Origin of the sequence: Streptomyces sp. NPDC051183 (genome assembly GCF_040682455.1) — a bacterium.
Taxonomy (GTDB): Bacteria; Actinomycetota; Actinomycetes; order Streptomycetales; family Streptomycetaceae; genus Streptomyces.
Genome location: NZ_JBFBBA010000012.1, coordinates 120513 through 141890, shown reverse-complemented (window position 1 = coordinate 141890; position 21378 = coordinate 120513). Strand labels below are relative to the sequence as shown.

The following is a 21378-nucleotide window of genomic DNA, read 5'->3' as shown; positions in this document are numbered from 1 at the left end:
CGGCCGTGGGTGCCGCCCGGGGTCTACGGGGCTTCGGCCCAGGTCAGGGTGGTCCGGGCCGGGCCGGAGACGGCGTAGAGCTCGTCCACCGCCCGCACCTCGAAGACGGCCTCCCGCTCCCGCCCGGCGCGGGCCACGTCGGGGAGGTGGACCGCGGTACCGCAGGTGCCGGCCAGGAAGCGGCGGGTGCCGTCGGGGAGCACCCGCGACACCTCGTAGTGGCGGACCGGCCCGGCTGCCCGGCGCCACGACAGCCGCAGCGCCGCCCGGCCGGCGTGCTGGGCCGAGGCGTCCACGGCGGGCGTGCCCGGAGCACCCGGCCGCCGCCCCGGGGACGCGTCGCGCACCGTCACGGCTCCGAGCCGCCAGCGCACCGGTTTCGTACCGCGCCCGGTGATCCGTACGGCAAGGCCGTGGGCGGTCGCGCCCGCCGGCGTCGACAGCCGGACCCGGGTCGTGCGCCAGCCCTGCCCGGCGGCGAGCGTCTTGCCCCTCAGCCAGGTGTACGGCACCGGTTCGCCCGGGGCGGCCGGTTCACGTGTGGCCACGCCGACCTCCACCGTGACCGTGCCCGACTCGGTCGCGTGGACCAGTTCCAGCACCGTGGAGCGCGTGAGCGGCAGGCGGGTGCAGTGCAGCCCGACCGCGGCCGGGGCGGTGAGGCGGCCCGAGACGAGCAGGCTGGAACCGCCGCGCCAGGCGGCGGCGAAGTCGAGGGCGACCTCGGGGCGTTCGCCGGCAGTTTCCACGACCCAGCGGCGGCCCGGCAGCCGGTCCTGTAGGCCGAGGTGGTTCCACGGGGTGTCCGAGACGGCCCTGCCCTGCTCGTACCAGCGTTCGCCGTGCCCGGTGTTGAAGGAGCAGGCGAAGGGCAGCGCGGTCACGGTGGAGCGGTCGGCGACGGCGGTGGCCGGTGCGCGCCAGCCGGATGCGGGGGCCGGACGGGCCGCGCCGGCCGGACGGGCGGGGTCGGCCGGACGGGCGGGGTCCAGGGATTCGCCGGTCCAGAACCGGTCGTCGGCGCGGTGGAAGGCGCCGGGGGAGCGGTCGGCGAGGTGGTTGCGGGTCCATTCGGGCCGGTAGAAGCCGTAACCGACGACGTGGTCGCGCCCGGGGTCGCGCGGAATGATCGCCTCCCAGTCGACGGGTGAATCCCAGCCACGCGACTCCGTGTCCACGGCCGCCCACAGCTCGTACCGGGAGCGGCCCAGCCGGTCCGCGAGCGCACCCGACTCGGCCAGGGTCCGAGGAGTCCAGCGGAAGTCCACGAACATCGTGTCCGCGACCGGGCCCCGGCGGTCCTCGAAGAACTCCTGGTTGAGCTCGTTGAGGGCGCCCTGCCAGCGGACCCGGCCGGTGGAGTCCATCGCGTCGTACCAGGTGATCCGCAGGCCGTGCGGCTCCCCGGCGGCGCGCAAGGCGCGCAGGAACTCCCGCATCCGGGCGGCGAGTCCGCTGTCCCCGCCGTCGGTCTCGGCGTTGACGAACCAGCCGTCGAAGCCGTACGCGGTCGCCACCCGGACCAGCTGCTCGGCGATCGGGAAGCGGCCGAGGGCGTCACGCTGGACCAGGTCCCGGGTCCACTGGAGGTCGCCGCCGTAGGCCACGGGCGGCAGGAACACGTTGCCCAGCACCCGCACGCCGTTGCGGTGGGCGGCGTCGACCACGGGCGCGTTCGGGGCGAGCACGATGCCCTCGCCGGCGGAGCCGCCCCAGAACACCAGCTCGTCGATGTACGCCCAGTGGCCGAGGGCGTAGTAGTCGGCGGTCGCGGAGCCCTGGGACGGGTTCCCGGCGGTCGGACCGAACGACACGAGCGAGGAGATCCGGGCCTGCCCGGCGCGCGCGGAAGCGTTCGGCGGGACCGGCGTGAACCGTTCGGCGAGCGGCACCGTCGCGGTGTTGTGGGCGAGGTCCGGATCGGACTCGGGGGCCCACTGCTGGAGCGAACGCCAGGTGATCCCCGGCCCCGGGGAGCCGCCGGGCAGCGAGTCCGGGAACCAGTAGGAGGCGTACGGGGCCAGGTCGGCCGGAACGGCCGGGCGAGTCGGCCGCACGGCGGCGGCCGGGGCCGCGGCGTGGGCGGGCGCCCCCGGCAGCGCGGTGACGGCCGCGCCCCCGGCCGCCGCGAGCAGCAGCCCGCGCCGGGTCGGTCCTGCCGCGTGGGCGGCGGGGGCCGCGGCGGAGGCGGACGGACGGGGGTCGACGCCGTTGCCGGTCTCGTTGCGGGTCTCATTACGGGTCTCGCTGCCGGGCTCGGACACGCAGGGCTCCTTCGGTACGGACGGTCAGGTGACCTCGGATACGCGCAGCACCTCGGTGATGCCGCGCGCGGACAGGTGCGCCGGGTCCTCGGCCAGCTCGGCCAGCACCACCGCCGGCCGCACCCCGGCCGCGGTGAGCGCGGCCCAGGCCTCGAAGAACGCCCCGCCCGGCGCACACACCGAGCGCCTCGGCGCCGCCTCGGCCCCGCCCACGTCCACCGCGAGCGCGGTGGACCGTACGGCCGGGCGGTGCTCCCGGCCCCGCCACTGCTCGGCGATGCGGGCGATGGCCTCGCCGGCGGGCTTGGTCTCGCGGTCGTTGGTGAGCAGGCCGAGGCCGTACTCCAGCTCCGGGAAGTCCGCCAGCTCCCGGGACACGTCGTGCGAGCACCACCAGGTCACGCCCCACAGGTCGGGGCAGTCCAGCGCGTTCGCCACCGTGGCCTCGGTGAACCGCGCCGCCCGCTCCGGCCGGATCAGCGGCGCCGGGGCGCCGACCTCCTGGAGCCACACCGGGCGGTGCGGGTCACGGGCCCAGGCCTTGGACAGCTCGACCAGGTACGCGGCATGGTGCTCGGTGGCCGTCCCGGTCGGCCCGTGGCGCTGCGCGGTGCCGTTGAACACCCAGGAGTGCACGGCGGTGGCCGCGCCCAGCCGGGCGGCCTGGGCCACGGTGAAGGGGTGCCCGTCCCGGTACCAGGCGGCGTCGTACTCGGCGTGCACGTGGAACCGCCCGGGCGCGCCCGCCTCGCAGGCGGCGAGCATCCGCTCCAGCCAACGGCCCGCCTGCTCCTGCGTGATCCGGTCGGGGGAGGGGTGCGGGTCGTCGGAGAACTGGTTGACCTCGTTGCCCACCGTCATGCCCAGGAAGTTCGGCCGGTCGGCGAGGGCGGCGGCCAGCGTGCGCAGGTACTCCTCCTGCCCGGCCACGACGTCCGGGTCGCCGAAGATGCTGCGCCGGTGCCAGGTCCCGGTCCACGCAGGCAGGAAGTCGAAGCTCGACAAGTGCCCTTGCAGTCCGTCGACGTTGACGTCGAGCCCGCGCTCGGCGGCGGCGTCGGCGAGCGCGACGAGCTGCTCGACGGCGCGCGGGCGGATCAGCGTCCGGTTCGGCTGGAAGACGGGCCACAGCGGGAACACCCGGACGTGGTCGAGGCCGAGCGCCGCGATCGAGTCCAGATCGGCCCTGACCTCGTCGAGGTCGAAGTCCAGCCAGTGGTGGAACCAGCCCCGGGTCGGGGTGTAATTCGCGCCGAAGCGGAGGGTTCTGGGGGCGTGGTGCATGAAAGGTCCTGGAGTTCAGGGGAATTCGCCGGACGCGGCTAACCTGCACCGCCCGCCGGGGGAAGTCAACAGGGCCTCGGGGGAGTGGCTACTTATGCGCTTCAGTCCCGTTGACAGAAGGGTTCTGATTGCCGAGGCTGATAGAGCTAATGCGGTTTAGTTCTTGGAACTGCACAGAAATGGACAGTGGTATTTCGGTCACGCCGGCCACCACTTCCCGGGCTCCCCCGGCCGCTTCACCCGGGAGTACCGGGCGGTGGTCGAGGCGGTGGTCAAGGCGGTGGTCAAGGCGGTGGCCATGGCGGAGGTCAGGGCGATGCGTCAGGGCGATATCGCGTACGGTCCGGCCAACGCCGTTCGCATCACCGGAGGTTGAGGCAGGCCATGGCCCGCAGACCCACCATCAAGGACATCGCCCGCCGGGCCGGGGTGTCGGAGAGCGCCGTCTCCTTCGCGCTCAACGACCGGCCGGGGGTGTCCCAGGACACCCGCGCCCGGATCCGCCGCGTCGCCGAGGAGCTCGGCTGGCAGCCCAACAGCGCCGCCCGCGCCCTCTCCGGCGAACGCTCCGGCGCCGTCGGCCTGGTCCTCGCCCGGCCCGCGCACACCCTCGGCGTCGAGTCCTTCTTCCTCCAGCTCGTCTCGGGCATACAGGAGGTCCTGGCCGCCGAACGCACCGCCCTGCTCTTCCAGGTCGCCCCGGACCTCGACGCCGAATGCGCCGTCTACCGCCGGTGGTGGGCCGAACGGCGCGTGGACGGGGTCCTCGTCGTGGACCCGCGTACGGACGACCCGCGCCCGGCCCTCCTCGAACAGCTGGGCCTGCCCGCGGTCACGGTGGGGCAGAGCGACCCGCCCTCCGCCCTGACCTCGGTATGGGCGGACGACGCCGGCGCCATGGCCCAGGTCCTGGACCACCTGTACGGGCTCGGCCACCGCCGGATCGCCCACGTCGCCGGACTGCCCGGCCTCGCCCACACCGCCCGGCGGATCGAGTCGCTGCGCACGCAGGCCGAGCGGCGCGGACTCGGCCCGGACCGGGTCCGCTCGGTGCTCACCGACTACTCCGACGCCGAGGGCGCGGCCGCCACCCGGCGGATCCTCGCCGAACCCGAGCCGCCGACCGCGCTGGTCTACGACAACGACGTGATGGCGGTGGCCGGCATCGCCGTCGCCGCCGAGCTGGGCATCCCGGTGCCGGGCCGGCTGTCGATCGTGGCCTGGGACGACTCCGCGCTCTGCCGGGTCACCCACCCCCGGCTGACCGCCCTGGTCCGGGACACCGCGGGCTTCGGCCGGCTCGCCGCCGAGGAACTCCTCGCGGCTCTGGCCGGCGGCCCGCCGCGGTCCCGGGAGAGCGAGCGGCCCCGGCTGGAGCCCCGCGAGAGTACGGCTCCGCCATCGGCGGCGGCATACTGAGATCAACCCTTCCTGGAGCCGCCACCGTGACCACGCCCGCCCCCACCTCCGCCTTCCCCGCACCGCGAGCCGCCGCCCCGGCCGGGGGCCTGACGGTGGCGATCGACATCGGCGGCACGAAGGTCGCCGGTGCGCTGGTGCACCCGGACGGCACGATGACGGCCACCACCCGCCGCCCGACCCCGCGCGGCGCGGACGGCGACACCGTCTTCGCGGCCGTCGCCGAGGTCGTCGGGGAACTCGCCGCGAGCCCCCTGTGGTCCTCGGCAGTGCGCTGCGGCATCGGCAGCGCGGGCCCGGTGGACACCGCCCGGGGCACCGTCAGCCCGGTGAACATCGGGGCCTGGCGCCAGTTCCCGGTGCGGGCCCGCGTCGAGGCGGAGCTGGCACGCCACGGGGCGAAGCTCCCCACCGTCCTGGCCGGCGACGGGGTGGCGATGACCGCCGCCGAGCACTGGCTGGGCGCGGCCCGCGGGCACGCGAACGCGCTGTGCATGGTGGTCTCCACCGGTGTGGGCGGCGGACTGATCCTGAACAACCAGCTCCACCCCGGCCCCACCGGCAACGCCGGCCACATCGGCCACATGAGCGTCGCCTTCGACGGGGAGCCGTGCGTCTGCGGCGGCCGCGGCTGCGTCGAGTCCATCGCCTCCGGCACCGCCATCGCCGGCTGGGCCCTCGCCCAGGGGTGGACCGGCCCCGACCCCACGGCCGCCGGCGTCGCGGCCTCCGCCGAGGCGGGCGACCCGGTCGCGCTGGCCGCCTACGACCGCGCGGGCCGCGCCCTGGCCGCCGCCATCGCGGGCACCGCGACCCTCGTGGAGACCGACATCGCGGTCATCGGCGGCGGGGTCGCCGCCAGCGGAGACACCCTCTTCGAACCGGTCCGGCGGCACCTGGCCTCGTACGCGACCCTGTCCTTCGTCCAGGACCTGCGGGTGGTCCCGGCGAGCCTCGGCACCCACGCGGGCCTGATCGGCGCGGCCGCCGCGGCCCTGATGCTGCTGCCCGCGGAGTCCGCGGCTACGGCTTGACCGAGCGGTAGTAGCGCATCGCGCCCTCGTGCAGGTCCAGCGGATCGGTGTAGATCGCCGTCCGCAGGTCCACCAGCTGCGCCGCGTGCACCTCGTGCCCGATCCGGTCACGGCTGAGGATCACGGTGCGGGTGAACTGCTCGGTCAGCTCGGCGCCCGTGTCCTCCCGGGTCACCAGCAGGTTCGGTACGGCCAGCGTGGCCACCGACGAGGTGTTGCGGGCCCGCGCGTACGCGTCCTGCGGCATCACCGCGGCCCGGTAGTACCGCGCCGGGCTCCCGCCGGCCTGGAGCTGCTCCACCAGGTCCCCGAGCTGGACGAGCCGGATCTCGAACCGCTCCGACAGCTCCCGCACCGCGTTGGTGGGCAGGCCCCCGGACCAGAAGAACGCGTCGATCCGGCCGGCCTGGAGCTCCGTCGGCATGGTGTCGATGCCGATGGACACCGGGACGACGTCCCGGTGCGGGTCCAGCTTCGCCGCCGTCAGCAGCCGTTCCGAGATCAGCCGCACCCCCGAACCGTCCTGCCCGACCGCGACCCGCTTGCCGCGCAGGTCCTGCGCCGACTGCACCGGAGACCCGGCGGGCACCACCAGCTGCACGTAGTCGTCGTACAGCCGAGCGCAACCGCGCAGCCGCTCCGCGCCCGGCTTCCCGTCGAGCCGGTACTTGGCGACCGCGTCCGCCGTCGCCACCGTGAAGTCCGCCTCCCCGGCCGCCACCCGCTGGAGGTTCTGCTGGGAGCCCTCGCTGGTCTCCAGCCGGACGTCCACCCCTGGCATGTCGCGCGCCAGCTCGGGCTGCAGGAGCTGGCCGTAGCGGTGGTACACGCCCGTACGGACACCGGTGCTGAACACCAGGTCGCCCTTCAGCTCCGGCTCCCCGAAGGGCCGCAGCCACCACACCAGCGCTCCGAGCACGACGAGTACGGCCACCAGGGCCCGCAGGGCGTGGCGCCTGCTGATCCGGGGCGGTACGAGAGGCATGTCCGCGATCCTGCCACCCGCCCGCCGTCCTGTCACGGGCCGCCCGACGGCGGCCGAGACCGGGGCCCGGGGCCAAGCCTTACCCTTGTCGGGTGAGTGTCGAGGGCGAGGCTGCTGTTTTGAAGACGTACGAGGTGCGCACCTACGGGTGCCAGATGAACGTGCACGACTCCGAGCGACTTTCCGGTCTGCTGGAGGGCGCGGGGTACGTCCGGGCCCCCGAGGGCGCGGACGGCGACGCCGACGTCGTCGTGTTCAACACCTGCGCCGTGCGGGAGAACGCCGACAACAAGCTGTACGGCAACCTCGGCCGGCTCGCCCCGATGAAGACGAAGCGCCCGGGCATGCAGATCGCCGTCGGCGGCTGCCTGGCCCAGAAGGACCGCGAGACCATCGTCAAGCGGGCCCCCTGGGTCGACGTCGTCTTCGGCACGCACAACATCGGCAAGCTGCCCGTCCTGCTGGAGCGCGCCCGCATCCAGGAAGAGGCGCAGATCGAGATCGCCGAGTCGCTGGAGGCCTTCCCCTCCACGCTGCCGACCCGCCGCGAGTCCGCCTACGCCGCCTGGGTCTCGATCTCCGTCGGCTGCAACAACACCTGCACCTTCTGCATCGTCCCGGCCCTGCGCGGCAAGGAGGAGGACCGCCGCCCCGGCGACATCCTCGCCGAGGTGGAGGCCCTGGTCGCCGAGGGCGTCTCGGAGATCACCCTGCTCGGCCAGAACGTGAACGCGTACGGCTCCGACCTCGGCGACCGCGAGGCGTTCAGCAAGCTGCTGCGCGCCTGCGGAGCCATCGAGGGCCTCGAGCGGGTCCGGTTCACCTCCCCGCACCCGCGCGACTTCACGGACGACGTGATCGCGGCGATGGCCGAGACCCCGAACGTGATGCCGCAGCTGCACATGCCCCTCCAGTCCGGCTCGGACACCATCCTCAAGGCGATGCGCCGCTCGTACCGCCAGGAGCGCTTCCTCGGCATCATCGAGAAGGTCCGCGCCTCGATCCCGCACGCGGCGATCTCCACCGACATCATCGTGGGCTTCCCCGGCGAGACCGAGGAGGACTTCCAGCAGACGATGCACACCGTGCGCGAGGCCCGCTTCGCGAACGCCTTCACCTTCCAGTACTCCAAGCGCCCCGGCACGCCCGCCGCGGACATGGAGGGGCAGATCCCCAAGGAGGTCGTCCAGGACCGCTACATGCGCCTGGTCGCCCTGCAGGAGGAGATCTCCTGGGAGGAGAACAAGAAGCAGGTCGGCCGCACCCTTGAGGTCATGGTCGCGGAGGGCGAGGGCCGCAAGGACGGCACCACCCACCGCCTCTCCGGCCGCGCGCCCGACAACCGCCTGGTGCACTTCACCAAGCCCGACGCGGAGGTCCGTCCGGGTGACGTGGTGACCGTGGAGATCACCTACGCCGCCCCGCACCACCTGCTGGCCGAGGGCCCCACCCAGGAGGTGCGCCGCACCCGTGCGGGCGACGCCTGGGAGAAGCGCAACGCCGCCCCGGCCCAGCCGGCGGGCGTCATGCTGGGCATCCCCACCCTGGGCGTGCCCGCGCCGCTGCCCGTCGCCACCTCGGGCTGCGCGATCGACTGACCGCCGGAGGACCGCGGCGGCTAGGCTGCGGATCATGCTCGTAGCCGCCGCCGTCTGTCCCGCCCCGCCGATGCTCGTGCCCGAGGTCGCCGCGGGGGCCGCCGCCGAACTCGGCGATGCCCGCACCGCATGCTCCGACGCGCTCGCCGTGCTGGCCGCCTCACGGCCGGACCTGCTCGTGGTCGTCGGAGCCGCCGATCTGGAGCACTCCGGGCCCTACCCCCAGGGAGCGCGCGGCAGCTTCCGCGGGTTCGGGGTCGGGGCCGACGTACAACTGGGTCCGGGCGAGGAGGGGCCGCGCCTGCTGCCCACCTCGCTGGCCGTGGGGGCCTGGCTGCTCGGCCGCGCAGGCTGGGGCGCCGCACCCGTGGAGGGGCTCGGGGTCGCCGAGCTGCTGGAGACCGCCCGGTGCCTGTACGTCGGCCGGGAGCTCGCCGCCCGCGACGCGCGGGTCGCCCTCCTCGTCATGGGCGACGGCAGCGCCTGCCGCACCCTGAAGGCCCCCGGCTACCTCGACGAGCGCGCCGCCGCCTTCGACGCGGCGACCGGCCGGGCCCTCGGCGCCGCCGACGTGGCCGCCCTCGGTGCCCTGGACGCCGGGCTGGCGCACGAGCTCAAGGCCGCCGGACGGGCCCCCTGGCAGGTCCTCGCGGGCGCCGCGGAGGGCGCCGGGCTGGACGGGCGGCTGCTGTACGAGGACGCCCCGTACGGGGTCGGGTACTTCGTCGCCGCCTGGTCCTGAGCGGTTTCCGTGCGTACGGGAAAGGGGGCGCGGGACCGTGTGGTCCCGCGCCCCCTTCCTGTTCTACGGGATCGCCTCAGGAGGCGGCCGGCGGAGTCGGCCCGCCGGGGGTGTCCTTGTGGGCGATCTTGCCCAGGGCGTCCTTCGCCTTGTCCGTGCCGCTCGAGATCTGGCCGTGGTACTTGCCCTTGGTCTTGGAGTCCACGGCCTTCGCCATCTTGTCCAGACCCTGGCCGATCCTGCCCTCGTGCTGCTGCGCGAGGTCTCCGACCTTGTCCTTCGCCGGCGCGAGCTTGGCCTTCAGATTGTCCAGCAGGCCCATGGGTCACCTTCCATTGGCGGTGGCTACGTACGGGCGCTCTCACCGGCCTCGCTGTCCGCGGCGGCTTCCGCCGACTGCTGCTTCGGGATCTCCACGGCCTCCGCCGCGGGTGCCTCGGCCACAGCCGGCCCGGCCTCGGCCTCCTCGGCCGCCTCGGACTCCGCCGTCAGGGGCTCGGCCGCGTCCTGCTCCTGCGCGACCTCATCCTTGTTGCGAAAAAACCGGTCAAAAATGCCCATGTCTACTCCCGTAACGTTACTCGTGTGAGTGAAGTTCCGCGTTGGCCGGACCGGCGTCCGCCACATACGCGCCGACCGTGCGCCGAGCGCACGCCAGCCGGAACCTCGCAAGGGCAACGACTCCGTCCGTGGCCCGTCACGTAACTCGATCGGGTACATGGCGGTGTCTTGACCGGGGGCTGCGAGACTGGGGCGGTGAGGAAAGCAGCCCCCGCCCCGCGGGTCATCGCCGTCGTCGGTCCCACCGCCGCCGGAAAGTCCGACCTGGGCGTAGCCCTGGCCCGCCATTTCGACGGCGAAGTCGTCAACGCCGACTCGATGCAGCTGTATCGGGGGATGGACATCGGCACCGCCAAACTGACGACGGAGGAACGCGGCGGCGTACCGCACCACCTCCTCGACATCTGGGACGTCACCGACACCGCCAACGTCGCCGAGTACCAGCGCCTCGCCCGCATCGAGATCGACAAGCTGCTCGCGCAGGGCCGCACACCCGTCCTCGTCGGCGGATCCGGCCTCTACGTGCGCGGCGCGCTCGACGCGATGGAGTTCCCCGGCACCGACCCCGAGGTACGGGCCCGGCTGGAGCACGAGCTCACCCTCCGCGGCCCCGGCGCCCTGCACGCCCGCCTCGCCGCCGCCGACCCGGCCGCGGCCCAGGCGATCCTGCCCAGCAACGGCCGCCGCATCGTGCGCGCCCTGGAGGTCATCGAGATCACCGGGCGCCCCTTCACCGCCAACCTCCCCGGTCACGAGTCGGTCTACGACACCGTGCAGATCGGCGTCGACGTGGCCCGGCCCGAACTCGACGAGCGGATCGCGCTGCGGGTGGACCGGATGTGGGAGGCCGGACTGGTGGACGAGGTCCGCGCGCTGGAGGCCCGGGGACTGCGCGACGGAATCACCGCCTCCAGGGCGCTCGGCTACCAGCAGGTGCTGGCCGCGCTGGCCGGGGAGTGCACCGAGGACGAGGCCCGCGCCGAGACGGTCCGCGCAACGAAACGGTTCGCCCGCAGGCAGGACTCCTGGTTCCGCCGCGACCCGCGCGTGCACTGGCTGAGCGGCGCCCTCGCGGACCGGCCGGAACTCGCCGGACTCGCGCAGTCGTTGGTCGAACGAGCGGTCACAGCCTGATCACGTGATGGCATCGGGACGCCCCGGGCGCCCGTTCGGGGCCCGACGGCGTGCCATCATCAAACTCCAGCCGGTGCGGTCACCGGCGGTGAACGGCGGCGTACGAAGTCCGAGTGGGGAGGGCGCGTGGCGATGGAGGCCGGCCCTCGAGACACCGGGCGGGACGAGACCCGGCGGGAAACGGACCCGATGGTTCTGGGCGGGCCAGCGTCCGGCCCGGACGGCGGTCCCGCGCTGCGCGACGCCCACGGCGCCGCCGACGGGCTGGGACTGCCCGCCGAGCCGACGCGGCTGAGCCCCGACGGCCCCGACGTACCGGACCCCGCCGAGGCGCAGGCCGCCTCGGGTCCCGAGTTCGAAGTGGAGCTGCGCCCGCAGCGCCGACTGCGGCTGTGGCAGATCGCCCCCATCGTGGTGCTCGCCGCCTCCGGCTCCCTCATGTTCGCCTTCCCGCTCGCCTTCGAGTTCGGCGACGGCGGCGCGGTGGTCGCCATGCTCGGCTTCCTCATCTGCTGCTGCGCCGGCGGCTGGGGCATGATGGCCGCGCGCCGCGTCGGCTACGCCCTGCCCGGACTCCCGGCCCGCGGCTCCGGGCTGCGCCCCGACTGGCGGGTGGCGGCGCTGTACGCGCTGGTCGCGCTGGCCGTCGTAGCGCTCGCCGTGTACCGGGTGGCCCGGCTCCGGTAGGCCGACGGGGCGCGGGGGCGCCCCGGGCGTCTCACGGGTCAGTCGCGCCGGTCGGGCCCGGCGCCCCCTCGTTACCATGGCCTCGTGACGCAGACCAGCATCTTCTTCCTCAAGGGCCACGGCACCGAGAACGACTTCGTGATCGTCCCGGACCCGGACAACGCCATCGAGCTGCCCGCGTCCGCGGTCGCGAAGCTCTGCGACCGGCGGGCGGGGATCGGCGCGGACGGAGTGCTGCACGTGGTGCGGACCGCCGCGCACGCCGACGCGGCGCACATGGCCGACGAGGCCGAGTGGTTCATGGACTACCGCAACAGCGACGGCTCCGTCGCCGAGATGTGCGGCAACGGCGTCCGCGTCTTCGCCCGCTACCTCCAGTACGCCGGGCACGTCGAGCCCGGCGACCTGGCCGTCGCCACCCGCGGGGGCGTCAAGCGCGTCCACCTCGACAAGGCGGGCAACGTCACGGTGTCCATGGGGCGCGCCGCGTTCCCGGAGGGCGAGGTCACCGTCTCCGTGGGCGAGCGCTCCTGGCCCGCCCGCAACGTCAACATGGGGAACCCGCACGCGGTCGCCTTCGTTGACAGCCTGGACGATGCCGGCAACCTGTACACCCCGCCCCCGTACAGCCCGGCATCCGCCTACCCGACGGGTGTCAATGTCGAGTTCGTCGTCGACCGCGGCCCCCGGCACGTCGCCATGCGCGTCCACGAGCGCGGTTCGGGCGAGACCCGCTCCTGCGGCACCGGCGCCTGCGCCGTCGCCGTGGCCGCCATCCGGCGCGACGGCGCCGACCCGGCGCTCGGCGGCGAGCCGGTCACCTACACCGTGGACGTACCCGGCGGCACCCTCGTCATCACCGAACACCCCGACGGGCAGATCGACATGACCGGACCGGCCGTCATCGTCGCCACGGGCGAGTTCGATCCGGCCTGGCTCACCGAAACGGCTTTCGCCTGAAGCTTCCCTCTAATGGGTGATCCATTTCACGCTGAGCGAGAGGTGGACTGCGCCACGTGGTGGGGTCGGTAGCATCAGGCACCGGCCCTGAGGGCTCACCCCATGCCCACCACCGCCGGTCGAAGCCGCCGGAGGTGCCCATGAGTGCAGAGGCCACGAACCCCGAAGCACACCCCGAAGCGCGTCCTGAACTCCGCAGACGTGGCCGGACCAGGCTGGATCTGCGCCGGATCGGGCGCGCCGCCCTGCTCGGACCCGCGTCCCGCGACCGGCTTCCGGACGCCATCGGCCATGTCGCCGAGGCGCACCGCGCCCACCATCCGGACGCCGATCTGTCCGTCCTGCGGCGCGCGTACCTGCTCGCGGAGACCTCGCACCGCGGTCAGATGCGAAAAAGCGGTGAGCCGTACATCACACATCCGCTCGCCGTCACCCTCATCCTGGCCGAACTCGGGGCCGAGACCACCACCCTGACGGCTTCTCTCCTCCACGACACCGTCGAGGACACCGACGTGACCCTCGATCAGGTCCGCGAGGAGTTCGGCGACGAGGTCTGCTTCATCGTGGACGGCGTCACCAAGGTCGAGAAGATCGACTACGGCGCCGCCGCCGAACCCGAGACCTTCCGCAAGATGCTCGTCGCCACCGGCAACGACGTCCGCGTGATGTCCATCAAACTCGCCGACCGGCTGCACAACATGCGCACCCTGGGCGTGATGCGCCCCGAGAAACAGGCCCGCATCGCCATGGTCACCCGCGACGTCCTCATCCCGCTCGCCGAACGGCTCGGCGTCCAGGCCCTGAAGACCGAGCTGGAAGACCTCGTCTTCGCGATCCTGCACCCCGAGGAGTACGAGCACACCCGCGCCCTCATCGCCGCCCACGCGGGCGAGCGCGACCCGTTGCCCGCCATCGCCGACTCCGTACGCGCCGTCCTGCGCGACTCCGGCATCGTCGCCGAGGTGCAGGTACGGCCCCGGCACTTCGTCTCCGTACACCGGATCGCCCTCAAGCGCGGCGAACTGCGCGGCTCCGACTTCGGGCGCATCCTCGTCCTCGTCGGCGAGAACGCCGACTGCTACGGGGTGCTGGGGGAGCTGCACACCTGCTTCACCCCGGTCGTCTCGGAGTTCAAGGACTTCATCGCCGCCCCGAAGTTCAACCTCTACCAGTCCCTGCACACCGCCGTCGCCTCGCCCGAGGGGTACGTCGCCGAGGTGATCGTGCGGACCCGGCAGATGCACCGGGTCGCGGAGGCCGGGGTGGTGGCGCTGGGCAATCCGTACGTCACGGCCACGGCCACGGGCGCCGCCACCGCCGCGGGCGCTGCCGGCGGGGCTGCCGCGGGCGCCGTCGCGGCGGGTGAGCCGGGTGTGCCCGCCGAGTGCGACGAGGAGCGCGTGGACCCCACGCGGCCCGGCTGGCTTTCGAGGCTGCTCGACTGGCAGCAGTCGGCGCCCGACCCCGACACCTTCTGGAACGTGCTGCGTTCGGAACTGGCGCAGGACCGGGAGATCACCGTCTTCCGCGCCGACGGCGGGACGCTGGGCCTGCCGGCCGGCGCCAGCTGCATCGACGCCGCCTACGCGCAGCACGGCGAGGCGGCCCACGGCTGTATCGGCGCCCGGGTCAACGGGCGCCTCACCTCCCTGTCCTCCCCGCTCTCCGACGGGGACACCGTCCAGCTCCTCCTCGCGCACGACGCCTCCTCCGGGCCCGCCGCCGACTGGCTGGAGCACGCCCGGACCCCCGCCGCCCGCATCGCCATCGGCAGCTGGCTGGAGTCCCATCCCGACGGTGCCGGGCCCGCCGCGGCGGTGCCCCGGGCGCCGCTGTCCGTGATCGGGGCCCGCGGCGGCGGGGGCAACGCCGTCGCCGACCTCCCGGACGCCACCGTGCGGCTGGCCGGGTGCTGCACCCCGGTGCCGCCGGACGCGGTCGCGGGGTTCGTCGTACGGGGCGGGGCCGTCACCGTGCACCGCATCCACTGCACGACGGTGGCCCAGATGCGCGCGGTGGGCCGTACCTCCGTCGCCGTGCACTGGCGGGCGACCGCGGACTGCCGGGTCACGCTGCTCGCCGAATCGTTCGGCCGTCCCCACCTGCTGGCCGACCTGACCGAGGCCATCGCCCGCGAGGGGGTCGAGGTCGTCTCCGCGACCGTGGAACCGCCCGTCGAGCAGCGCGTCCGGCACACCTACACCCTCCAGCTGCCCGACGCCACCGGGCTGCCGGCGCTGATGCGCGCCATGCGCGACGTACCCGGCGTGTACGACGTCAGCCGGGCGTAGCCGACCGCGCGCGGTGTCCCCGTTCGGGTGGACCCGTCGCGCGCCGTTCGCCGCGGCGCGGCGGGCGCTGGTAAGCGGTGGTGGATGCAGCTCACCTCCCCGCGCCTGCGCGCCGCCCTGCTGGCCGCGGCCTCCCTCTCCCTCGTCGCCGCCGTGCTGCCCCCGCCGACGGCGCTGGGCATCGGCGACCGGCTGTTCCCCGAGCTGGGGAACCCCGGCTACGACGTGCTCTCGTACGACCTGTCCTTCACCTACAAGGACAACCGCACCCCGCTCGACGCGGTCACCGCCATCGACGCCCGCACCCGGCAGCCGCTGGACCGCGTCAACCTGGACTTCGCCCGCGGAACGGTGGCGTCGGTCGAAATGAACGGGGAGCCGGCCCGGTTCGAGAGCGCCGGGGAGGACCTCGTGCTGACGCCCGCCCGGCCCCTGACCGGCGACTCGCCCCTGCACATCACCGTCCGGCACACCAGTGACCCGCGCGCCGCCGGCGACGGCGGCTGGGTGCCCACCGACGACGGCCTCGCCATGGCCAACCAGGCCGACGCCGCGCACCGGGTCTTCCCGTGCAACGACCATCCCGCCGACAAGGCGTTCTTCACCTTCCGGATCACCGCTCCGACCGGGCTGACGGCCGTCGCCAACGGCGTGCCGGGCGCGCTTCCCGCACCCCGGGCGGGCGCCGCCACGACATGGACGTACCGGACGCTGCACCCGATGGCCACCGAGCTCGCACAGGTCTCGATCGGCGCCTCGACCGTGGTGCACGGCACCGGACCGCACGGGCTGCCGCTGCGCGACGTGGTCCCGACCGCGGACCGGGAGAAGCTGGACCCCTGGCTGAAGAAGACCGCGGGGCACATCGAGTGGATGGAGCAGCGCGTCGGCCGCTACCCCTTCGAGAACTACGGGGTGCTGATCGCGCGCGCCAGGACCGGTTTCGAGCTGGAGACGCAGACGCTTTCGCTGTTCGAAAGCGGCCTGTTCTCCGGCCAGGGCTACCCGGAGTGGTACGTCGAGTCCGTAATGGTGCACGAGCTCGCCCACCAGTGGTTCGGCGACAGCGTGAGCCCGCGCACCTGGTCGGACCTCTGGCTCAACGAGGGGCACGCCACCTGGTACGAGGCCCTGTACGCCGACGGCCTCGGCAAGTACTCCCTGGAGCGGCGCATGCGCGAGGCGTACCAGCGCTCGGACCAGTGGCGGGCGGCCGGCGGGCCCCCGGCAGCGCCGAAGGCGGCCGCGCCCGGGGAGAAGATCGGGCTGTTCCGGCCGGTGGTCTACGACGGGGCCGCGCTGATCCTCTACGCCCTGCGCCAGGAGATCGGCGCCGCGGCCTTCGACCGGGTGGAGCGGCGCTGGGTGAGCGAGCACCGGGACGCGGTCGCGGGCACGGAGGACTTCGTACGCCTGGCTTCGCAGGAGGCGGGCAGGGACCTGACGGCCTTCCTGCAGCCGTGGCTGTACGGGAAGACGACCCCGGCGATGCCGGGCCACCCGGAATGGGGCGGCGCGCCGGCCGGCGCGGCGAAGAAGGGCTCGGGGGCCGGGAAAAGGGTGTGACGGGCAGGGAACGGGCATGCCACCATCGACGAGGCCGTTCCGGGTTCCGGGAATCGTCCGGCTGTGCCACACGTTGGACGTGACAGTGTGATGTCACGCGTGGCAGTAGTTTTGGCCTTGGCTCCGCCCGGCCGACGCCGACGCGGACACAAACGGAACGAATCGAATCGAATCGACGTAAGGATCCAATGACCTCCTCTTCTTCCCCTTCCCAGGACGCGCGGGACGCACAGGACGTGCCGGACCCGCAGAGCTTCACCGAGAGCCTTCGGGCCGACGCCCTGATGGAAGAGGACGTCGCCTGGAGCCACGCGATCGACGGAGACCGGGACGGCGAGCAGTTCGAACGCTCCGAGCGCGCGGCCCTGCGCCGCGTGGCCGGACTCTCCACCGAGCTCGAAGACGTCACCGAGGTCGAGTACCGCCAGCTCCGCCTGGAGCGCGTGGTCCTCGTCGGCGTCTGGACCTCCGGCACGGTGAACGACGCCGAGAACTCCCTCGCGGAGCTCGCCGCCCTCGCCGAGACCGCCGGCGCCCTCGTGCTCGACGGCGTCATCCAGCGCCGCGACAAGCCCGACCCGGCCACCTTCATCGGTTCCGGCAAGGCGCGCGAGCTGCGCGACATCGTCATGGAGACCGGCGCCGACACCGTCGTCTGCGACGGCGAGCTCAGCCCCGGCCAGCTCATCGCCCTCGAAGACGTCGTCAAGGTGAAGGTGGTCGACCGGACCGCCCTCATCCTCGACATCTTCGCCCAGCACGCCAAGTCCCGAGAGGGCAAGGCACAGGTCGCGCTCGCGCAGATGCAGTACATGCTGCCGCGACTGCGCGGCTGGGGTGCCTCGCTGTCCCGGCAGATGGGTGGCGGCGGCGGTGGCGGCATGGCCACCCGCGGCCCCGGTGAGACCAAGATCGAGACCGACCGGCGACGGATCCGCGAGAAGATGGCGAAGATGCGCCGGGAGATCGCGGAGATGAAGACCGGCCGCGACATCAAGCGGCAGGAACGGCGCCGCAACAAGGTGCCCTCGGTCGCCATCGCCGGCTACACCAACGCGGGCAAGTCCTCGCTGCTCAACCGCCTCACGGGCGCGGGCGTCCTGGTGGAGAACGCCCTGTTCGCCACCCTCGACCCGACCGTGCGCCGGGCCGAGACGCCGTCCGGCCGGATCTACACCCTGGCCGACACCGTCGGCTTCGTCCGGCACCTGCCCCACCACCTCGTCGAGGCGTTCCGCTCCACGATGGAGGAGGTCGGCGACTCCGACCTCATCCTGCACATCGTGGACGGCTCGCACCCGGCGCCGGAGGAGCAGCTGGCCGCCGTACGCGAGGTCATCCGCGAGGTCGGCGCGGTCAACGTGCCCGAGATCGTGGTGATCAACAAGGCGGACGCGGCCGACCCGCTGGTACTGCAGCGCCTGCTGCGCATCGAACGGCACTCCATCGCCGTCTCGGCGCGCACGGGCATGGGCATCGAGGAACTCCTCGCGCTCATCGACACCGAACTGCCCCGGCCCGAGGTCGAGGTGGAGGCCCTGGTGCCGTACACGCGCGGCTCCCTCATCGCACGGGCGCACGCCGAGGGCGAGGTCATCTCCGAGGAGCACACCCCGGAGGGCACCCTGCTCAAGGCGCGGGTCCACCAGGAACTCGCGGCGGACCTGGCCCCGTACGTACCCGCCAAGCGGTAACGCGCGACACACGAGTGAGGGCCCCCTGCGGTGCAGGGGGCCCTCACTCATGCGGTCACGGTTCCCGGAACCAGCCGGGGCCGACCGCTACTTGAACTTGCCGCTCACCGCGTCGAAGATCCCCTTGGCCTCGGGTCCCAGCCGGGGCCCGGCCAGCCAGCCCGCCTTGGCCGGGCCGATCGAGGTGTTCGAGACCAGCGCCGGCTTGCCGTCCGCACCCGCCGCGACCCAGCCGCCGCCGGACGAACCACCCGTCATCGTGCAGCCGATGCGGTACAGCACCGGGTCCGTCTGGTTCAGCGCCAGCCGCCCCGGCTTGTCCGTGCACTGGTACGCCTTCTGGCCGTCGAACGGCGCCGCCGCCGGGTATCCCGTGGCCGTCATGCTCGACACCTTCGCCACCACCGGCGCGTTGAACTCCACCGGAAGCGCCGTACCGACCGTCTCCTCCAGCGACTTGCCGCCGCCCCCCTCGGGCGTCACGTGCAGCACCGCGAAGTCGTACGGGGCACCCGCGCCGCCGGTCGGACCGCCGGTCGAGATCCACTGGTCGGAAGTCTGCGCCCAGTCGCTCCACCACACGCCGTACGGGGCCACCTCCGCCCGGGGCGCGCCCTTGAGCTGCGCCGCCGGCTTGCCCGCGTTGTTGTACGACGGGACGAAGGCGATGTTGCGGTACCAGCCGCCGGCCTTGCCCGCGTGCACGCAGTGGCCCGCCGTCCAGACCATGTTGGACTTGCCGGGGTGGGCCGGGTCCTTGACGACGGTCGCCGAGCAGACCATCGAACCCTCGGGGCCGTCGAAGAAGACCTTGCCGGACGCCGGAACGCTCTGGTGGTACGGCGCGCTCGCGGGCTTGGCCGTCACCGGTGCCGGGGTCGGGTCCGTGACCCCCTGGTCCTTGCCGGCATCCGGGTCGACGGCCGGGGGCTGCGGGGTCTCGGCGTCACGCATCCGGTCCGGGTCCCAGAGGCCCTCGATGATCGGGTTGATGTAGTCGCCCGCCTCGCGGAGCCAGTCCTCCTTCTTCCAGTTCTTCCACGCACCCCCCTTCCACTTCTCCAGGTCGATGCCGTGCTGCTTGAGCTTGTCCTTGAGCTGGTCCGGGATCTTGATCCCGTCCACCCCGCCGGGGAGGCTCGCCGCCACGGTCGGCTTGGCGTCGGCCTCCCCGTCGCCGGGTCCGCAGGCCGCGGCGGTCAGCGAGAGGGCGGCCGCGCACAGGGTCGCGATGACCGGTCGGATCGGTCGCATGTCGTGAATCCCCCTGGTGGTTCTGGAAATGACGCGTGTGAAGTGGTGGTACGTGGCGCCGGTTGCAGCCCCCCACTATGCCGCTGTCGTGGTGGACGGCGCAGCCCGGGGCGCCGGTTCCAGGGCGGAGAGCCCCAAGTCGCCGCCGGGCCGAAGTCCCGCCGGGGCAAGGATCTTGGGCCCACCCGTGATCCGCCGCCGTCACCGTCGTTGGTACGTACGGGGGATGGGGGAGCAGCGTTCATGTTCGAGGCGCACTCCGAAGGAGCAATCCGTGCGGGAGGACCGACACTCGTGGCTTTGACCGAGCAGGCCGCGGCGGCTGCGACGCACGTCCCGCCGCAAACGGGCCGGGGATCCGCAGCGGGCGGCGAAGCGATCCTGCGCAGGCAGGCCCAACGGGAGTCCGCCGCCCGGACGTACGCCCGCTCCCTGCCCATCGTGCCGGTGCGCGCCCGGGGGTTGACCATCGAGGGCGCGGACGGGCGGCGCTACCTCGACTGCCTCTCCGGCGCCGGCACCCTCGCCCTGGGGCACAACCACCCGGTGGTGCTGGAAGCGATCAGGGGAGTGCTCGACTCAGGAGCTCCGCTGCACGTCCTCGACCTCGCGACCCCCGTCAAGGACGCCTTCACCACCGAGCTGTTCGCCAGCCTGCCCCCGGGGCTGGCGGCGGACGCCCGGATCCAGTTCTGCGGTCCGGCCGGGACGGACGCCGTCGAGGCCGCGCTCAAGCTGGTACGCACCGCCACCGGCCGCTCGGGGCTGCTCGCCTTCACCGGGGCGTACCACGGGATGACCGCCGGGGCGCTGGAGGCCTCGGGCGGAGCCTCGGACGTGCGCGTGACCCGGCTGCCCTACCCGCAGGACTACCGCTGCCCGTTCGGCGTCGGCGGCGCGGAGGGCGCCCGGCTCGCCGCGCGGTGGACGGAGAGCCTGCTCGACGACCCCAAGGGCGGGGTGGCGGCGCCGGCCGCGATGATCGTCGAGTCCGTGCAGGGCGAAGGCGGGGTGAACCCGGCGCCGGACGCCTGGCTGCGCCGGATGCGGGAGATCACCGAGGCCCGGGGCATCCCGCTGATCGCCGACGAGGTCCAGACGGGGGTGGGCCGCACCGGTGCCTTCTGGGGCGTCGACCACGCCGGGGTGGTGCCCGACGTGATGGTCCTGTCCAAGGCCATCGGCGGCAGCCTGCCGCTCGCGGTGATCGTGTACCGCGCCGGGCTGGACCTGTGGGCCCCCGGAGCCCACGCCGGCACCTTCCGCGGCAACCAGCTGGCCATGGCGGCGGGCACCGCCACGCTGGCCTACGTCCGGGAGAACCGGCTCGCGCAGCGCGCGGCCGAACTGGGCGCGCGCATGCTCGCCTCCCTGCGCGGCCTGGTCCCCGACCACCCCTGCATCGGCGACGTCCGCGGCCGCGGCCTGATGATCGGCGTCGAACTGGTCGACCCCGACACCGGCGGCGCCGATCCCGCCCTCGCGGCGGCCGTCCGCCAGGAATGCCTGGACCGCGGCCTGATCGTCGAGCTCGGCGGCCGCCACGCCAGCGTCATCCGCCTGCTCCCCCCGCTGACCCTGACCGACGAACAGGCCGCGGCCGTCCTGGACCGCCTGGCCGACGCCATCCCCGCCGCCACCCGCCGCTAAGGACCCCCGATGCCCGACCCGCACCCCCCCACCCCGGGCCCCACCCCGCCGCCCCTCGCCCCGCACCCCGCCCCCACCCCACCGCCGTCCCCCACACCGGGCTCCGCCGCCTCGCCCCCGCCGTCGTCCCTGGCACCGGGCTCCGCCGCCTCCCCGCCGCCGTCTCCCCTCGGCCCGGCCCCCATCGCCTCCCCGCCGTCGCCTTCCCCCGCGCCGGGGTCCGGCGCCTCGCCGCTGCCCGTTGCTGCCTCCGCG

At 73.7% G+C, this 21378-nt stretch carries 18 protein-coding genes; 12 read left to right on the top strand and 6 right to left on the bottom strand.

Going from position 1 to position 21378, the window contains the following annotated elements; translation table 11 throughout:
- Nucleotides 1-23 precede the first annotated feature (23 nt).
- Nucleotides 24-2138, bottom strand: coding sequence for an endo-beta-N-acetylglucosaminidase (locus AB0M99_RS13550; RefSeq protein ID WP_365919821.1), 2115 nt, complete (start codon nucleotides 2136-2138; stop codon nucleotides 24-26).
- Nucleotides 2139-2288: 150 nt separating this feature from the next.
- On the bottom strand, nucleotides 2289-3548 hold the full coding sequence (locus AB0M99_RS13545) for a glycosyl hydrolase (protein WP_365919736.1): 1260 nt from the start codon (nucleotides 3546-3548) through the stop codon (nucleotides 2289-2291).
- Between the two features lie 163 nt (nucleotides 3549-3711).
- Here AB0M99_RS13545 and AB0M99_RS13540 point away from each other — a divergent pair, with 163 nt between their 5' ends.
- The 3 genes from AB0M99_RS13540 to AB0M99_RS13530 all read left to right on the top strand — a co-directional run bounded on the left by AB0M99_RS13540 (nucleotide 3712) and on the right by AB0M99_RS13530 (nucleotide 6001).
- Nucleotides 3712-3924, top strand: a complete 213-nt coding sequence (locus AB0M99_RS13540) for a hypothetical protein (RefSeq protein WP_365919734.1) — start codon at nucleotides 3712-3714, stop codon at nucleotides 3922-3924.
- Nucleotides 3925-3932: 8 nt separating this feature from the next.
- On the top strand, nucleotides 3933-4967 hold the full coding sequence (locus AB0M99_RS13535; RefSeq protein WP_365919732.1) for a LacI family DNA-binding transcriptional regulator: 1035 nt from the start codon (nucleotides 3933-3935) through the stop codon (nucleotides 4965-4967).
- An 89-nt stretch (nucleotides 4968-5056) separates the two neighbouring features.
- The gene (locus AB0M99_RS13530) at nucleotides 5057-6001 is read left to right on the top strand and encodes an ROK family protein (protein ID WP_365919819.1); all 945 of its coding nucleotides are present in this window, start codon (nucleotides 5057-5059) and stop codon (nucleotides 5999-6001) included.
- On the opposite strand, the gene AB0M99_RS13525 is transcribed toward AB0M99_RS13530, so the two are convergent.
- Nucleotides 5991-6986 (bottom strand): TAXI family TRAP transporter solute-binding subunit, encoded by a 996-nt coding sequence (locus AB0M99_RS13525; protein ID WP_365919730.1) that lies wholly within the window; start codon nucleotides 6984-6986, stop codon nucleotides 5991-5993. The genes AB0M99_RS13530 and AB0M99_RS13525 overlap by 11 nt on opposite strands.
- 92 nt (nucleotides 6987-7078) lie before the next feature.
- Here AB0M99_RS13525 and miaB point away from each other — a divergent pair, with 92 nt between their 5' ends.
- Nucleotides 7079-8584 (top strand): tRNA (N6-isopentenyl adenosine(37)-C2)-methylthiotransferase MiaB, encoded by a 1506-nt coding sequence (miaB, locus tag AB0M99_RS13520; protein ID WP_365919728.1) that lies wholly within the window; start codon nucleotides 7079-7081, stop codon nucleotides 8582-8584.
- Nucleotides 8585-8618: 34 nt separating this feature from the next.
- Nucleotides 8619-9326, top strand: coding sequence for a class III extradiol dioxygenase subunit B-like domain-containing protein (locus AB0M99_RS13515; protein WP_365919726.1), 708 nt, complete (start codon nucleotides 8619-8621; stop codon nucleotides 9324-9326).
- A gap of 76 nt (nucleotides 9327-9402) precedes the next feature.
- Here the strand turns inward: AB0M99_RS13515 and AB0M99_RS13510 are convergent, their stop codons facing one another.
- Together AB0M99_RS13510 and AB0M99_RS13505 are read right to left on the bottom strand one after the other, a co-directional pair.
- Nucleotides 9403-9648: an antitoxin gene (locus tag AB0M99_RS13510; protein WP_365919724.1), complete on the bottom strand. Its 246-nt coding sequence runs from the start codon at nucleotides 9646-9648 to the stop codon at nucleotides 9403-9405.
- 23 nt (nucleotides 9649-9671) lie between these two features.
- Nucleotides 9672-9887, bottom strand: a complete 216-nt coding sequence (locus AB0M99_RS13505) for a gliding motility protein (RefSeq protein ID WP_365919722.1) — start codon at nucleotides 9885-9887, stop codon at nucleotides 9672-9674.
- A 195-nt stretch (nucleotides 9888-10082) separates the two neighbouring features.
- Between AB0M99_RS13505 and miaA the strand changes: the two genes are divergently transcribed.
- The 6 genes from miaA to hflX all read left to right on the top strand — a co-directional run bounded on the left by miaA (nucleotide 10083) and on the right by hflX (nucleotide 18219).
- Nucleotides 10083-11021, top strand: coding sequence for a tRNA (adenosine(37)-N6)-dimethylallyltransferase MiaA (miaA, locus tag AB0M99_RS13500; RefSeq protein ID WP_365919720.1), 939 nt, complete (start codon nucleotides 10083-10085; stop codon nucleotides 11019-11021).
- Between the two features lie 132 nt (nucleotides 11022-11153).
- Nucleotides 11154-11708, top strand: a complete 555-nt coding sequence (locus tag AB0M99_RS13495; protein ID WP_365919817.1) for a hypothetical protein — start codon at nucleotides 11154-11156, stop codon at nucleotides 11706-11708.
- Nucleotides 11709-11792: 84 nt separating this feature from the next.
- A complete protein-coding gene (gene dapF, locus AB0M99_RS13490) occupies nucleotides 11793-12668 on the top strand; it encodes a diaminopimelate epimerase (protein WP_365919719.1) in 876 nt (291 codons plus the stop codon).
- A gap of 140 nt (nucleotides 12669-12808) precedes the next feature.
- A complete protein-coding gene (locus tag AB0M99_RS13485) occupies nucleotides 12809-14959 on the top strand; it encodes an HD domain-containing protein (RefSeq protein ID WP_365919717.1) in 2151 nt (716 codons plus the stop codon).
- An 84-nt stretch (nucleotides 14960-15043) separates the two neighbouring features.
- Entirely contained in the window at nucleotides 15044-16525 is a 1482-nt protein-coding gene (locus AB0M99_RS13480) for a M1 family metallopeptidase (RefSeq protein WP_365919715.1), read from the top strand.
- Nucleotides 16526-16713: 188 nt separating this feature from the next.
- Nucleotides 16714-18219, top strand: coding sequence for a GTPase HflX (hflX, locus tag AB0M99_RS13475; protein ID WP_365919713.1), 1506 nt, complete (start codon nucleotides 16714-16716; stop codon nucleotides 18217-18219).
- Between the two features lie 87 nt (nucleotides 18220-18306).
- Here the strand turns inward: hflX and AB0M99_RS13470 are convergent, their stop codons facing one another.
- On the bottom strand, nucleotides 18307-19473 hold the full coding sequence (locus AB0M99_RS13470; protein WP_365919711.1) for a hypothetical protein: 1167 nt from the start codon (nucleotides 19471-19473) through the stop codon (nucleotides 18307-18309).
- A gap of 243 nt (nucleotides 19474-19716) precedes the next feature.
- Between AB0M99_RS13470 and AB0M99_RS13465 the strand changes: the two genes are divergently transcribed.
- Nucleotides 19717-21123, top strand: coding sequence for a diaminobutyrate--2-oxoglutarate transaminase family protein (locus AB0M99_RS13465; RefSeq protein ID WP_365919709.1), 1407 nt, complete (start codon nucleotides 19717-19719; stop codon nucleotides 21121-21123).
- The last annotated feature ends 255 nt before the right edge of the window (nucleotides 21124-21378 follow it).